Source organism: Luteolibacter sp. AS25 (genome assembly GCF_046736275.1).
Lineage (GTDB): Bacteria > Verrucomicrobiota > Verrucomicrobiia > Verrucomicrobiales > Akkermansiaceae > Luteolibacter.
Genome location: NZ_CP151837.1, coordinates 1,771,163 through 1,785,614 on the forward strand (window position 1 = coordinate 1,771,163; position 14,452 = coordinate 1,785,614).

Annotated in this window: 10 protein-coding genes; 9 read left to right on the top strand and 1 reads right to left on the bottom strand. The window is 52.5% G+C overall.

Features of this window, described 5'->3' with window-relative positions; translation table 11 throughout:
- Positions 1-30 precede the first annotated feature (30 nt).
- The 8 genes from argS (at position 31) to fmt (ending at position 11,229) form a co-directional block, all read left to right on the top strand.
- A complete protein-coding gene (gene argS, locus AAGA79_RS08070; RefSeq protein ID WP_411825285.1) occupies positions 31-1,776 on the top strand; it encodes an arginine--tRNA ligase in 1,746 nt (581 codons plus the stop codon).
- A gap of 204 nt (positions 1,777-1,980) precedes the next feature.
- On the top strand, positions 1,981-3,663 hold the full coding sequence (locus tag AAGA79_RS08075; protein ID WP_411825286.1) for a putative manganese-dependent inorganic diphosphatase: 1,683 nt from the start codon (positions 1,981-1,983) through the stop codon (positions 3,661-3,663).
- Between the two features lie 25 nt (positions 3,664-3,688).
- Positions 3,689-5,491, top strand: a complete 1,803-nt coding sequence (locus AAGA79_RS08080) for a vWA domain-containing protein (protein WP_411825287.1) — start codon at positions 3,689-3,691, stop codon at positions 5,489-5,491.
- Between the two features lie 63 nt (positions 5,492-5,554).
- Positions 5,555-6,568, top strand: coding sequence for an N-acetylmuramoyl-L-alanine amidase-like domain-containing protein (locus tag AAGA79_RS08085; RefSeq protein WP_411825288.1), 1,014 nt, complete (start codon positions 5,555-5,557; stop codon positions 6,566-6,568).
- Between the two features lie 102 nt (positions 6,569-6,670).
- A complete protein-coding gene (locus tag AAGA79_RS08090) occupies positions 6,671-7,315 on the top strand; it encodes an RNA polymerase sigma factor (protein WP_411825289.1) in 645 nt (214 codons plus the stop codon).
- Positions 7,316-7,442: 127 nt separating this feature from the next.
- Positions 7,443-8,471: an N-acetylmuramoyl-L-alanine amidase family protein gene (locus AAGA79_RS08095; RefSeq protein ID WP_411825290.1), complete on the top strand. Its 1,029-nt coding sequence runs from the start codon at positions 7,443-7,445 to the stop codon at positions 8,469-8,471.
- A gap of 177 nt (positions 8,472-8,648) precedes the next feature.
- Positions 8,649-10,298 carry a DNA repair protein RecN gene (recN, locus tag AAGA79_RS08100; RefSeq protein WP_411825291.1) on the top strand — a complete coding sequence of 550 codons (1,650 nt, stop codon included), beginning with the start codon at positions 8,649-8,651 and terminating at the stop codon, positions 10,296-10,298.
- A 22-nt stretch (positions 10,299-10,320) separates the two neighbouring features.
- Positions 10,321-11,229, top strand: coding sequence for a methionyl-tRNA formyltransferase (gene fmt, locus AAGA79_RS08105; RefSeq protein WP_411825292.1), 909 nt, complete (start codon positions 10,321-10,323; stop codon positions 11,227-11,229).
- Here fmt and AAGA79_RS08110 read toward each other — a convergent pair.
- Positions 11,226-12,050, bottom strand: coding sequence for an endonuclease/exonuclease/phosphatase family protein (locus AAGA79_RS08110; RefSeq protein WP_411825293.1), 825 nt, complete (start codon positions 12,048-12,050; stop codon positions 11,226-11,228). The genes fmt and AAGA79_RS08110 overlap by 4 nt on opposite strands.
- Before the next feature lie 591 nt (positions 12,051-12,641).
- On the opposite strand from AAGA79_RS08110, the gene rho reads away from it, so the two are divergent.
- Positions 12,642-14,384: a transcription termination factor Rho gene (gene rho / locus AAGA79_RS08115; protein WP_411825294.1), complete on the top strand. Its 1,743-nt coding sequence runs from the start codon at positions 12,642-12,644 to the stop codon at positions 14,382-14,384.
- The last annotated feature ends 68 nt before the right edge of the window (positions 14,385-14,452 follow it).

Genomic DNA, 14,452 nt, shown 5'->3' on the forward strand with positions numbered 1-14,452 from the left:
TCTCCCTCCTCTGGAACTTTCACCAGCCTTATGACTCTTCTTCAGAATCTGGAATCACGCCTTGCCACCGCCTTGGAAACTATCCTCGGTGAACCTACCACACCTAATATTGCACCTGCTGCAGATCTTCGCTTCGGTGATTATCAGAGCAATACCGCAATGGTTCTCGCCAAACGGCAGAAGACAAACCCGCGTGCACTCGCCCAACAAATCCTTGATGCTCTCGAAATCGACGGACTGGCCACGGTTAAGATCGACGGTCCGGGATTCCTCAATTTCACAATCCTCCCGGAAGCCTACGCCAGCTACGCGGAATCATTACTGAAGGATCCCCGTCTCGGTGCGCCGGAACCCGGTAAAGGCCAGCGAATCGTCATCGATTTTTCCGCACCCAACGTTGCGAAACCAATGCACGTCGGGCATATCCGCTCCACTATCATCGGGGATTCACTTTCTCGCATCGCCCGCTTCCTCGGCTATGATGTAATTGCCGATAACCACATCGGCGACTGGGGCACCCAATTTGGAATGATCCTCCATGGCTGGAAAAACCTCCTCAGTCAGGAGGCACTCGCTGCAGATCCCATCAAGGAACTTGTGCGTGTGTACCGTGAGGTGAACTCTGCTACCAAAGATGATCCCAGCGTGCTGGAAACATGCAAAGCCGAGCTGGTGAAGCTTCAGGCGGGCGACGCTGAAAACCTGGCCATCTGGGAAAAATGCATCGAGGTTTCCAAACTCGGACTTCAGAAAATCTATGACAAGCTCGATGTCAAATTCGATCACTGGCTGGGTGAGAGCTACTACAACGACATGCTTCCCGGCCTGGTAGATGAGTTTCTCGAAAAAGGCCTGGCCCGCGAAAGCAATGGTGCGATCTGCGTATTTTCAGACGAATCCAAGCCCGAGAAACAGGACCCGTTCAAAGTTCACCGTGAAAGCGGCTGGATGGATAATCCGACTATCATCCGCAAGGCCGATGGAGGATATCTGTATGCGACCACCGATCTTGCTACGGTCAAATACCGCATCGACGAGTGGCAGGCGGATCAAATCTGGTATGTGGTAGGTGTCCCGCAGGAGCTACATTTCCGCCAAATTTTCGAAGCCGCGGAGCGATGGGGAAAATCCGGCAACTTCCAGCATATCGCTTTCGGCTCTATTCTGGGAGAAGACCGCAAGCTGATGAAGACCCGCTCGGGCGATAACGTAGGCCTCACAGATGTGCTTGAGGAAGCCGTTGAGCGCGCCGCTAAAGTCATTTCCGAAAAGAATCCGGACCTCTCCGGTGCAGAGGCTGCGGAGGTATCCGAAATCGTAGGAATCGGCGCCGTGAAATTCGCAGAACTTTCCCAGAACCGCCTCACCGACTACGTCTTTGCCTGGGACAGAATGCTCGCCCTCCAGGGAGATACCGCCCCATACCTTCAGTATTCAAACGTCAGGATTCGTTCCATTTTCAGGAAACTGAACGAAGAGTTTGACGCCACATCCGCGAAAATTATTCTTGAGAAGCCAGAGGAAATACACCTTGCCCGCCTTCTCGCGAGATTCGGTGAAGTTGTGCCCCTTGTTCTTGAAGATTTCCGGCCGAACCTCCTCACAAATTACCTCCTCGAATTGGCGAGGGCATTTCACTCGTATTTCGAGGCCTGCCCGGTTCTTAAATCGGAAGAACCCACCAAATCAAGCCGACTTGCTCTCTGTGAGCTTAGCTCGAAAGTCCTTGAACAAGGTCTGGGCCTGCTAGGTATCCGCTGCCCTGAGCGCATGTAGGAAGACATTGATACTTATATATCTTTTTCTCACTGGCCGGATTGTGTTCCCGCGCCTCCAGCTACCCGATAAGACAGAAACGACCATCATTTAGGTTCAACTTATCTGGGAAAGCTCCCTAAAAAATTAAACCATCCGAAATCGGGACCTTATTTATAGCTTTTTGGCTTTGAACTTTTTGTCGCGGCGGAAACAATCAAGAATATGTCACCTTTCTACGTAATCGGACACAAAAACCCAGATACCGACGCGATTTGCTCCGCCCTAGGACACGCAGCATTCCTGAAAGCAACCGGAGATGAACCCGAAGCCGTGGCAGCACGCTGTGGAGAAGTGCCACAACGTACAGCTTGGGTCTTGGAAAAAGCCGGAATTGCTCCACCTCAGCTACTTATGGATGCCCGCACCACCGCCGGTATGATCTGTAAGCGCGATGTTATCCAGGTGAAGCCGTCCGACACTTTCCTTACCGCTTACAATCGAATGCTATCTGCATCCGTTCGCTGTGTTCCTGTTGTATCGGAAGACGGTAAAGTGGAAGGAATCCTCCAATATATAAATCTCCTCAAACTCCTCCTTCCGGATAATACTGATGCGCTCAGCGTTCGCACTGTTCATGCTTCCCTGAATAAGATCGCAGATACAGTAGAAGCGGAAAGCCTTGGCGCACCGATCGAAAATGATGAAGAAAGGGATCTCATTCTCCTCGTTGGAGCCTCATCCAAGAAAACCGTCGAAAACCGCCTGGACGTAGCGATTGAGGATAAAACTATATCCGATTTCCTGGTAATTTGCGGTGACCGCCCCGTTGTCCAGCAGGCAGCCATAGAAAAAGGAGCATGTGCACTTCTAGTTACAGGGAACCATGAAGTCACAAAGGACATCATTGATCTGGCAAACTCGAAGGGCACCGTCCTTCTCCGCTGCCGCCACGATACTGCCAGTGCCAATACGCTGATCCGTTGCTCCAGAACTGTAGTTCACGTAATGGAAAAAGACTTCATTTCCGTGAACGAGAGCCAACCCGTTTCCACGATCAGCAAACAGCTGGCCACCTCAAATCAGGACCTTTTCCCGGTCATGGATGACAGCGGGAAGAATATGCTCGGTGTTCTGGTGAAATCAGATCTGGTCGATCCCCCATCACTACGCTTCGCCCTTGTTGATCACAATGAATACTCGCAGGCCATTTCGGGTATTGATGAAGCAACCATCACCGAAGTGATCGATCACCACAGGCTTTCCGGCGATATCACATCACGTGAGCCGATCCGCTACCTCAATGAACCTGTCGGCTCAAGCTGCACGCTTGTGGCGCGGAAATTCTTCTACCGCAGCCTGGATCCCGCCCCGGGTATCGCGCTATGTCTCTGCGGCGGCATCGTCTCAGACACACTTTGTCTGACATCGCCAACCACTACCGATCTGGATCGCGAGATGTTGGAGTGGCTCAGCGGCATCGCCAAAGTGGAAGCTAAGAAATTTTCCGAGGAATTCTTCGCCGTAGGCTCACTCATGGCCACAGGATCGGCCGAGGACATTCTCCATACCGATCGCAAGGAGTTCAACGAACAAGGCCTCAAGGTAAGCATCTCACAGGTAGAGGAACTTGATCTCCATGGATTCAAGCCCCGCCACAAGGAGTTGGAGACCGCCTTGGTGGCCCTCGCTGAGTCCGGGGGTTACGATCTCACCGTCCTCGCCGTCACTGACATCGCAAAGATGAACAGTATGGTCCTCGTCATCGGTAGCGAAGAAGTCATTGAAGGACTACCTTTCAAATTTGTAGAGAAAAACCTCTATCTCGCGCCTGGTGTTGTTTCCCGGAAACGGCAACTCTTCCCTGCTGTCTGCGAGGCAATCAAGCAATCCTCGGTAGGTGTCTGATCTTCTCTTTTTTCTCTGAAACCATATGTTCGCCAATCCTCTCGGACTTCTGGCCCTACTCGGCCTGCCGATAGTTTTGGCGATTCATTTTCTACAGAGAAAATCCATCACCATTCCGGTATCCACCCTCTTTCTACTGGAACGCACACAGCGTGAAGCCACATCCGGCCGTCGTTTTGAGCGCTTGCTGCCATCAATCCCCCTGTGGATGCAGCTTCTGGCCGTATTACTTCTCGCTTGGTTTCTTGCTGAGCCCAGGTTTCAGAAAGAAAATAGCGTCCAACGAGTGGCAATTGTCCTAGACACTTCCGCTTCGATGAGCGTCTTCAAGGGAGACGCGATTGCGACTCTCCGGGACAAGATCCCCGCACTTCAGGGAAGTGCCAGTTCCATGGAAATCACCTTACTGCCTTCCACACCGGGGGCGGACCGAATCTATTCTGGCGCCTCGACCGAAGAAATGCTGGATGCTCTTGAGAACTTCCCTCTCAGCGCCGGCCTCTCTGATCCATCTTATGCACTCAGGCTGGCGCGATCCATCGTCTCAAAAGATGGCGCAGTCATTTACCTGACTGACACCCCGAAGGAACACCTGCCATACGAGTCTCAACTCATCTCTGTCGGAAAATCCACGGACAACGTCGGCTTTACCGGAATATCATTCGAGGAAAAAGGCGGGACACTCATTTGGCAGGCCTTGATCCGGAACTACGGAGACGCACCGGTTACCCGCTCCTGGTCGTTGGTCACTTCAGAAGGAGGCACACGCCCAAAGGAGTTTGAGATAGCTCCTAAATCATTCGTCACCATTCAGGCCGCATTCCCTCGGACCGGCACGGACGTCAGGGTCACCCTTACAGAAGATGATTTTCCACTGGACGATACACTTCCCATTATTGCCCCGAAACCGAAGGAGCTAAACCTTTTCACCGCAACATCTCCGGCTTTTCGCGGCCTTACCGAGCGCCTCCTCCGCTCACTCCAATCCACCCGCCCCAGCAATGACGCGGCTTCTTCGGATCTGATCATCAGTTCCTATGACCCTCTTGACCCGAGCGTCCCCGATACCAATTCTATCCTTTTCGTGGAGGATCCCACCTCCGTTGGGAAATATCTCAAGGGCGGCATACTTGCTGAAGCAGATCCACTGATGGATGGTATCAATTGGCAGGCACTGCTTGTCCGTGAAACCCTCGAACTTCCGCGCCTTCCGGAAGATCGGGTGCTATTGTGGCAGGAAAAACGCCCGCTCATTTTCCTCCGCGAAAAATCGGGAAACCAGACACTCTGCTTCAACTTCGATCTCCGTCTATCGAACGCCACCTCGCAACCGGCATTTATCGTCCTCCTTCACCGCTTCGCCGAATCGATTCGCCTTCGGAAGATCGCTCCACAGGCACTCAATCTGGAAACTGGACAAGCCATCCGTATCGCCACAAATCCGGAATCCCCGGTCATAGCCATCGCCACAGATCCCTCGGGAAAGAAAATTCCCTCCCCGCCCTCCGGCCGCGCGCCCCAGATACCCGGATTCCTGACCATATCCCAGCAAGAACCATCCCTGTTAAAACTCGGTGCGATCGTACCCGCCTCGGATGAGGAAAGACCACTACTCACCGCGGCAGTTCATTTTGCGGATACACGTGAAGCAGATCTGACCGGCTGCGCGCCCAGTGATCTTCAGATAATTTCCTCGGGCAGCACACTCAAGAAACACACAAGCGCAGACCCGCTCGCACGCCTTTGGGTCCTGCTACTTTCCATCGGCCTTCTGATTGCCTGGTATTTTTCTTCACCAAAGGAATCTCCGGCGCCTGCTACCAGCTGAGTTTATAGACAAATCGGGAATTCTCGCCTTTCGATCAGGATTTGCCATGTGTATAAGGAGGGAATGAATTCCAGAACGCTTCTTTTGTTTCTGCCGGTCCTCACACTTTTCAGCTGTGCCGGACCAAATATTGAAGCGATTTCAATGAACGGCTCAACGAAGCTCAAGGTGCTATCGCCTGGCCGCCAGGCACCCGTCCCACCACTTGCAAAGCCCAGACTTCCACTCAACACGGTTTTCAAGGGCGAAGCAAAATTCTTCGCCATCATGGCGAAGGCCGAGCGCGAAAACTGGCGGATCCTCCCGATAGGAGAGCGCACAGTGCGCGTTGCCCGTGAATTGCTCGGAGCTCCGTATACAAGCTATAGTCTTGAGGTCGATGATCACATAGAATCCCCGGTAGCCAACCTCATCGGGATGGATTGCTGGACCTTTTATGAAAACTCTTTGGCCATCTCCCGCCTGATCGCCTACAAGCCAGGACCATACAAGCCGGAAGACCTCCTTCAAATGATCGAGATCGAACGTTACCGTGATGGCGTTTGCACGGGAAACTACCTTTCCCGTATGCATCACCTGGAGGAGGTGTTTCATGATAACCAACGCCGTGGCTACGCAGCCAACCTCTCCTCCCGCATACCTGGAGCAGAACGCCTCAGCCGCGAAATCAAGGAGATGACCGTCCAGTGGAAAAGCTACCGCTACCTAAAGAACAATCCATCACTCATTGAGCCAATGGGTAGAATTGAAGCTCAGGTATCGAAGCTCCCCGTCTACCACATTCCGAAAAACAAAGCCCGCACTGCAGAGAACTACCTGGCCAATGGAGACATCTGCGCCATCACTTCCACGTGGAAAGGTGGTTATACATCCCATGTCGGCCTCATCGTCCGTATCAAGGGCCGCGCATATTTTGCACATGCTACCTCGGACCGCGACAAAGGCCGGATGACTATCATCGACCGTCCAATTACAGATTACCTCAATGGATCCTCGAAACACGCCGGCATCATCATCTGCCGCCCGTTCGATATTCCAAGATCACCCCTCTGGCAGAAAAATGTTGCCGGCAGATGAACATTTTCCGACTTCATCTCGTCAGAACGGGTAATTAAAAGAAACCAGCTCAGCTGCGGATCACTCCGCAACCATTCGAGCTACCCGGTGTTGGATCACAACATGTTTCTCACCGGAACCAAACACTTCAGCTATCCGATGGAGGAAACCCCAGAACATACAAAAGCCATCATCGACGAAGACACAGCCATCGACCACGCACTGATGGTAGAAATAGCCCGAGGCGACCATAAGGCGTTCCGGCAACTGGTCGAGCGGCACCAGGGTGCGGTCATCGGCACAATCTCCAAAATGCTGGGAAATACCAGCGACTCGGAGGATATTGCACAACAGGTTTTCATCCGGGTATGGAAACACGCTAAACGTTATAAGCCCGATAATAAGTTCACCACCTATCTCTATACCATCGCACGGAATCTCGTTTATAACGAATCCCGCCGCCGCTCCCGGAAGAAGACCGTTTCCACCGAGCAAAGGGAAGAAAAGAGCCACCTTCAGCATCCGGACGATCCGAACTCCCAACCCGATTCCAAACTACTGACATCGGAATTGCAGTCCGCCATTGATGACGCGATTCAGGAACTCCCGGAAAATCAAAGACTTGCTGTAGTTCTCCGCCGCTACGAGAACCTGCCCTACGAGGAAATTGCCCTCGTGCTCAAGACTTCAGTCCCTTCTGTTAAAAGCCTCCTTTTCCGTGCACGCACTTCCCTGCGGGAATCTCTGGAGAATTACATGGAATCCTGAAAAAACTTCCCCGCCGCCCTTGCATCTTGCCCGACAATACTAAAGGCTAACCAACCGCTGAAAATCCCGTTGTATTCTACACCGGTTACGAATATACTAGAACCCTCTAGTTGAGCGAATTATGCATATGCGTAAAAATCCAAAGTTTTCTACATGCCTCCTACTTGCATTTTCGTGCCTCCTTCTCTCGCTATTTTCCGTCCAGAAAGCTGAAGCACAGTCGAGAGACAAAGGCTGGGATGTCATCGAAATCGGTGGTCGTGATTACGTCTCTGTCGATAGTATCAAACGCTTTTACAACTTTGCGAAAATTACACGGACAGGTAGTTCCGTAGTCCTCGAAAACTCCAAGGTGGAGATGAAGCTCACCGTAGGTGGGAACGAGTGTTTGATGAATAACGTGAAGTTTGTTTTTTCAAACTCAGTCACCTCATCAGGAAACAAAGTATATGTATCACGTATCGATCTCGCGAAGTTGATCGATCCAGTTCTTCGTCCAAACTTTATTCAGAAAGCCGGAGATTTTCGCACCGTTATCATCGATGCCGGCCACGGCGGGAAAGATCCTGGCGCCACCAATCCCATCGGCACAGAGGCCAACTACAACCTGAAACTCGCACAACGGCTCAAAGGCCTACTCGAGAAAAAAGGGTTTAAGGTGAAAATGATCCGCGAAAGCGACCGATATTATTCACTTCAGGAACGCGTCAATATCGCTAACAGCGTAAAGGAAAACGCTATTTTCCTGAGTTTGCATTTTAATTCAGGCGGCCGGTCTGCTCGCGGAATCGAAACCTTCACCCTCTCTCCTCCAGGGGTTTCACACTACGGCACCGGCCTCAAAGCCAGCGACGCACAGCAAAAAACAGGAAACCAGCACGACTCGGCAAATATCGCCTTTGCTACCGCCCTTCACGGCTCCGTCCTTCGCCGTCTTGGCACCAATACTCTTGATCGTGGTATCAAACGCGCCCGTTTCAGCGTCCTCTCGGGAGTCCGTCATCCTGCTGTCCTATTTGAAGGTGGCTTCATGAGCCATCCTTACGAGGCCCGCCTTATTGCCAATGAATCCTTTCAGGCGGCCATTGCTGCCGGAATGGTCGATGCCATTGCCAGGTATCGTTATGCCGTGGGGAAAACCAAATCCGGCAGCTAGAAAGCACTGCCTCGAAGCATCGCTTTTGCACTTGCTCCCAGGCGAATTCCAAGTCCCGGGGTTTATCTGATTTCACTCGAAATCCGGCAATATCCCCCTATTTCCGCCAGAAAAAAATCCTACCTCCTTTGGATTGAAACTACTGGAACCCACGCATACTCTCGCGCGAAATCACCCATGCTCACCCTTCTCAAGATCCGCAACCTAGCACTAGTCGAAGAACTCTCATGGGATCTCGGCTCCGGACTTATCAGTGTCACCGGCGAGACCGGCGCGGGTAAATCAGTCATCGTTGGCGCTCTGAAAATGATCCTCGGAGAGCGCGCTGATAAGGGAATGATCAGAACGGGCGAAAACACTTGCACCATTGAAAGCATTTTCGACCTTAAGGATCCTCAGGAGATCAACGCCATACTGGAAGAAGGCGGGCTCCCGCCCTCGGAAGATACCCAGATTATCATCCGCCGCTCCATCGGAACATCCGTCAACCGACAATTCATCAACGACTCTCCGGTCACCCTCACCCTCCTTAAAAAAGTGGGAGAACATCTCGTGGATCTCCATGGGCCCCACGACCATCAGTCACTCCTTTCCCAGGAGCGCCAACTCGCCATGCTGGATGCCTACGCCTCCACCGAGAAAATGCTTAGCGAGTATCGCTCGACTTACCGCACCTGGCGGCTGAAGAACCAAGAACTGGAAGAAATCAAAAACGCGGAAAATGCCTCCGAACAGGAGCTCGAGCTGCTCCGCTACCAGCTGGAGGAAATTCAATCGGCAAACCTCAACCCGGAAGACGGAGATGATTTACAGGAGCGCTACCAACGCTCGTCGAATTCAACACGGCTACAGGAACTTTCCTCCCAGGCAGTTTCCGCCCTCACCGGAGATGACGGGCTTCTAGATCGCATTTCCGAGCTTCAACGCATCGTCCGCGAACTGGAAAAATACGATAACTCACTCAGCGATAAACTTAGCTCCTTGGAAACTGCCTCCATCGAACTCCAGGATCTTGAAGCTACCCTCACTGACTACACCGAAGAACTCGATATTGACCCATCTGCCGCCGCTTCCATCGAAGAGCGGGTGAATCTGGTGGAATCACTTAAGCGCAAATACGGCCCATCCATCGAAGATGTTATTGCAAGGCAAAACACAATCGCAGAGCGGCTAGACAATATCGAAAACCGTTCAGAGAAAATCGAAAATCTGGTCAATGAACTGGGAGAAACACGAAGACATCTTGAAGGGATCGGCGTTAAACTGACCATCCAGCGCAAAAAATCGGCGCCGAAGCTGGCAAAGGAAATTGCCTCACAGCTCAAGGAACTTGGATTCAAGCAATCCGCCTTCGAAGTTGAACTTACCACACAAAAGGATCCTACCCTCCACGGTCTCGAATCCTGCAATTTCCTCTTCGGTCCGAACCCCGGCGAGCCACTCCAGCCGCTCCGCCAGATAGCCTCCTCCGGTGAGATTTCACGTGTCATGCTCGCGGTGAAATCCTCTCTCGCGGAACAGGACTCCACCCCACTCATGGTTTTCGATGAAATCGATGCCAACGTTGGTGGGGAAATTGCCCGCGCGGTTGGAAAGAAGATGGCCTTGCTTGGCCAGCTCCATCAGGTCATCGCCATCACCCATTTCCCGCAGGTAGCCGCAATCGCCAATCACCACTACGTAGTGGAGAAAGAAGTCACCTCCGGCCGCACCCGCTCAAAGCTCTTTCAGGTAGAGGGCGAGCTACGCATCAACGAACTCGTCCGCATGCTCGGCGGTGGCGGACAACAAGCCCGCGCCATGGCTGCCTCTCTCCTCGAGAACTAGCGCCAAACTCTCATTTACTTTCATGACCATCGCTTTCATCGCCACTGGAGACATTGCTCTCCCCACTTTCCGACACCTGATCGATCATGGCCCAAAGCCTTGCCTGCTGATTACCCAGCCTGACAAACCCGTTGGCCGAAGCCAAAGTTCCACCGTCCCTCCGGAGATTAAAACCGTAGCTCTCGCACACGACATACCCGTCTGGCAGCCGGAGAAAATCAAGGAAGTGGGCCAGAAACTCACCGAGATCGCCCCCGATTTCATCGTTGTCATGGCCTATGGTCAAATTATCGGAAAAGTAGTTCGCGAAGCTGCATCCAAGGCGATAATCAATCTCCACGCCTCCATCCTCCCCAAATATCGCGGCGCATCCTGTATCCAATCCGCCATCAACAACGGCGATGCTGAAACTGGAATCACCATTATGCACATCATCCGGGAACTCGATGCCGGCGATATCATCTGCACGAAAAAAATCCGAATCGGCGACACCGAAACCGCCGGTGAACTGCACGACCGATTGGCAGAACTCGGCCCGTCCGCCCTTTCTGAAGCTCTGGAAATCCTGGAAGCGGATCCATCCGCAGGAACGCCACAAAAGGAAGCCGAAGTTACTTACTCTCCGAAGCTATTGCGTGAAAACGGAAGGCTCGATTTCTCCCAATCTGCAGAACTTATTGAGCAGACGATTCGTGCCTACCATCCTTGGCCCGGAACGTTCACTGAGGTAGAGATCCGCGGTAAAAGCAAACGGCTCAAAATTTTCCCTCCGGCAATCCCCATTGAATTCGCAGCTCCTCAAGGGGAATTGGTAACCCATGAGGGAGAACTCCTGATCGGCTGCGGTGGAAACTCTTTGAAGCTCGCATCGATCCAACCGGAAGGTTCGAAACAGATGCCAGCCAGCGCCCTCGCCAACAGCCTCTCCTAGTCTGTATAGGGAAAAGTTATTTCCGCATAGACGGGAAAATGATCTGATAAATACGGCTCCCCGGTTCTCAATACCTCTGCGGCCCGTATATCGGCGGACTTCGAGACAAAGATGTGATCCACTTTCCATTGGCGGTCTGGATCGCTCATCCAGAAATGAAGGGTCCCCCTTTTCTCTTCGCCCGGATGCAAGACACCGTAGGCTTCTTTCAGCCCCTTGAAGCCATCTACTCCGTCCACCGTAGATGATTTTCCACCTAGAAAAGAATAAACGGAATTATTTTCAACCGCATTAAAATCCCCCATCCAGACTACAGGATCACGCTCCGGGTTCATGGCCACCAATTTCTTAGCCATCAATCTTACACCTTTTTCCCGCGATATCTGGCTCCGGTGATCCAAATGCATGTTGATCGCCCACAGTCCTTGGCCACTCGCTCGATCCGTTAGTCTTACCCACGTCGCCACCCTGGGAAACTCATTCCCCCAGGTCTTTGATCCTTTTACGCCGGGCGTGTCGGATAACCAGATCATACCTGATGCGCTGCTATCCACCTCGAAACGGTCTTTCCTGTAATAGATGCCTGCATACTCGCCCTCTTTCCCACCATCGTCGCGCCCATACCCGTAGAACTCATAGTCCTGCAATGAAGCTCGCAGGTCAGCCACCTGGCCATGCTTTCCTTCCTGAATCCCTAGCACATCCACCTCCTGCGAACGTATTAACCTTACAATCCCGATTACTCTCTCCCGCCAAGCCCGCTTTCCACTATCCTTCTCGTTTTCATACCTGAGGTTGAAGCTCATCAACTTCAGATTCATAGCCAGATCCTCACTCACGGGCACGGCCCTCGGCACCTCCTCCCGTCTTTCACACCCACCGGTCACGAGTGAAACCATCACCGCTATAAAACTAATACACACTCTCGCAAACATCTGGCCGGACAGTCAGCCCGACTCACTTCCCAGTCAATTCGTAGCTGTGGAACACAATCTTTTTAAGGTTGCAAAATCAACATACCCCTCCCATATTTTCCCCGCTGACACAACGGTAAGGCAGCTCCGAAAATTATTTCCGGGCCTCCAAGCAAGCAAACGTCTCCTTCAAACTCATCCGCTTAGCGATATATCGGATGCATGTGTTTTGGAAAACCACTGCTAGCCCCGTCCTCTCCCATGCTTACGTGAAATTCACATATTTCATCTGCATCCTTTTCCCACAAATGAATTGCCCGATAGCCAAATTCTTCGGCGGAACACGAACGTTTCCGAAGGCTTTACTGGCCCTTGAAGCAACCAGTTCTTGATCGTCAATACCTAGCCGAAACCCATTTCCGGCAAGCCTCCCTTTCCAAAACATCCCTTTTCTCCGGGCACCGCCCGAAATCCTTTTCCTTTTATTTTATCTCCCGCATGAGCAACAAAACCACTGACGAACTTTTCGAAAAGACCTCGTCCGAGAAAGCCGCGAAAACCCCACGGAAAACAGCAACCAAGAAAGTAGCTGCTAAAAAAACTCCTGTGAAGAAAACTGCAGCCAAGAAGACCACGGCAAAGAAAGCAGCCACCAAAACCGTCAAAAAAGCGGCAAAGAAGGCAGTAGCTAAAAAGGCGGCAAAAAAAGATCCGGCACCAGCAGTCCAAGTGGAAGCAAAACCACTACCGGCACCCAAGCCGATCCGGACGCAGGCCCCCGCTCCAGTGCCGACTCCGAAGCCAATCGAAGCACCAGCACCGCTGCCACAAAAATCCCACCAGAGATCACAGGCGCCGCAAAAGGAATCCACACAACAGGATTCCCCGCGAATGGGCAGGGTCCCAGGCGGTGGCCCGACCAATCAGGGATCTTCCAACAATGATTCCCGCAACCGGCATCAGGATGATGGTAGCGGTCGCAAAAAACAAAGACGCAACCGCAAGGGCGGACGCCGCGAGCAAAACAACGATCGCAGAAGCGGTGGCGGTGGCGGCGGTGGCGGACCCAGGGAAGAAAGACAACAACAGGAAGACCGCACTCCTCCCGCGCTTGAAGGCCCGATCACAGATTGCAATGGCCTCATCGAAATGACGCCGAAGGGCTTCGGCTTTCTACGCACACCAGAGACTAATTTTGAACAGGCGAAGAACGATATTTTCATCTCTCCTGATCTTATCCGCGAGAACGCACTCAGGCACGGTCAGTGGATTCACGGAAAGCAACAGAACAGCAATCGCGGCCTGCAGCTTATCGAGATTTCCACTGTCAATGACATGCCCCCTGCGGAAGCAGCCAAGCTACCTCATTTCGACGAACTCAAAGCGATCAATCCAAACAAACGCATCGCCTTCGAGACCACTCCCGATCGCTACACCACACGCGTTCTCGATATCGTGGCTCCAGTAGGTCGCGGGCAGCGTGGACTCATCGTTTCCCCTCCCCGCTCTGGTAAAACCACTCTCCTTCTCCATATGGCGGAAGCGATCCGCGAGAAATATGACGAGCAGATCCATCTCATGGTCGTCCTTGTGGATGAGCGTCCCGAGGAAGTAACCGAATTCCGTCGCGCTCTCCCAGGTGCGGAAATCTACGCCTCATCCAACGATGAAGTAGCCCGCAACCACTGCCGTATCGCCGAAATTGCAATCGAGCGCGCCAAGCGCCTGGTTGAAGCAGGAAAAGATGTATTCCTTCTCATGGACTCCATCACCCGTCTGGCTCGTGCCTATAACGGTAACATGGGATCAGGTAAAAAAGGACGTGGCCGTGCCACCGGATCCGGTGGTATTACCATCGGTGCACTGGAAGTTCCGCGCCGCCTCTTTGCCGCTGCGCGGAATACCCGCGAAGCCGGATCACTCACCATTCTTGCCACGGCTCTGATCCAGACAAATTCCCGCGCAGATGAGGCCATCTTCATGGAATTCAAAGGCACAGGAAACATGGAACTGGTTCTGGATCGGAAAATTGCCGAGTCCTACATCTATCCTGCCGTGGATATTTTTAAATCCGGCACCCGTCGCGAGGAGCTGCTCCTTGCAGAACACACCTTGCACAAGATCCACCTAATCCGTCGCGGCCTTTCCGGCCACCGCCCGTATGAGGCAATGGAGCGCTTGCTGTATTTCGTTAAGAAATTCCCCAACAACCCACAAATGCTGTTGGAAATAAAAGGCTGATGGACCTCAATACCCGGGGCAGGAAACCATCCGGCCCCAGCTTTCCCTGCCCCGTGCATATACCTTTC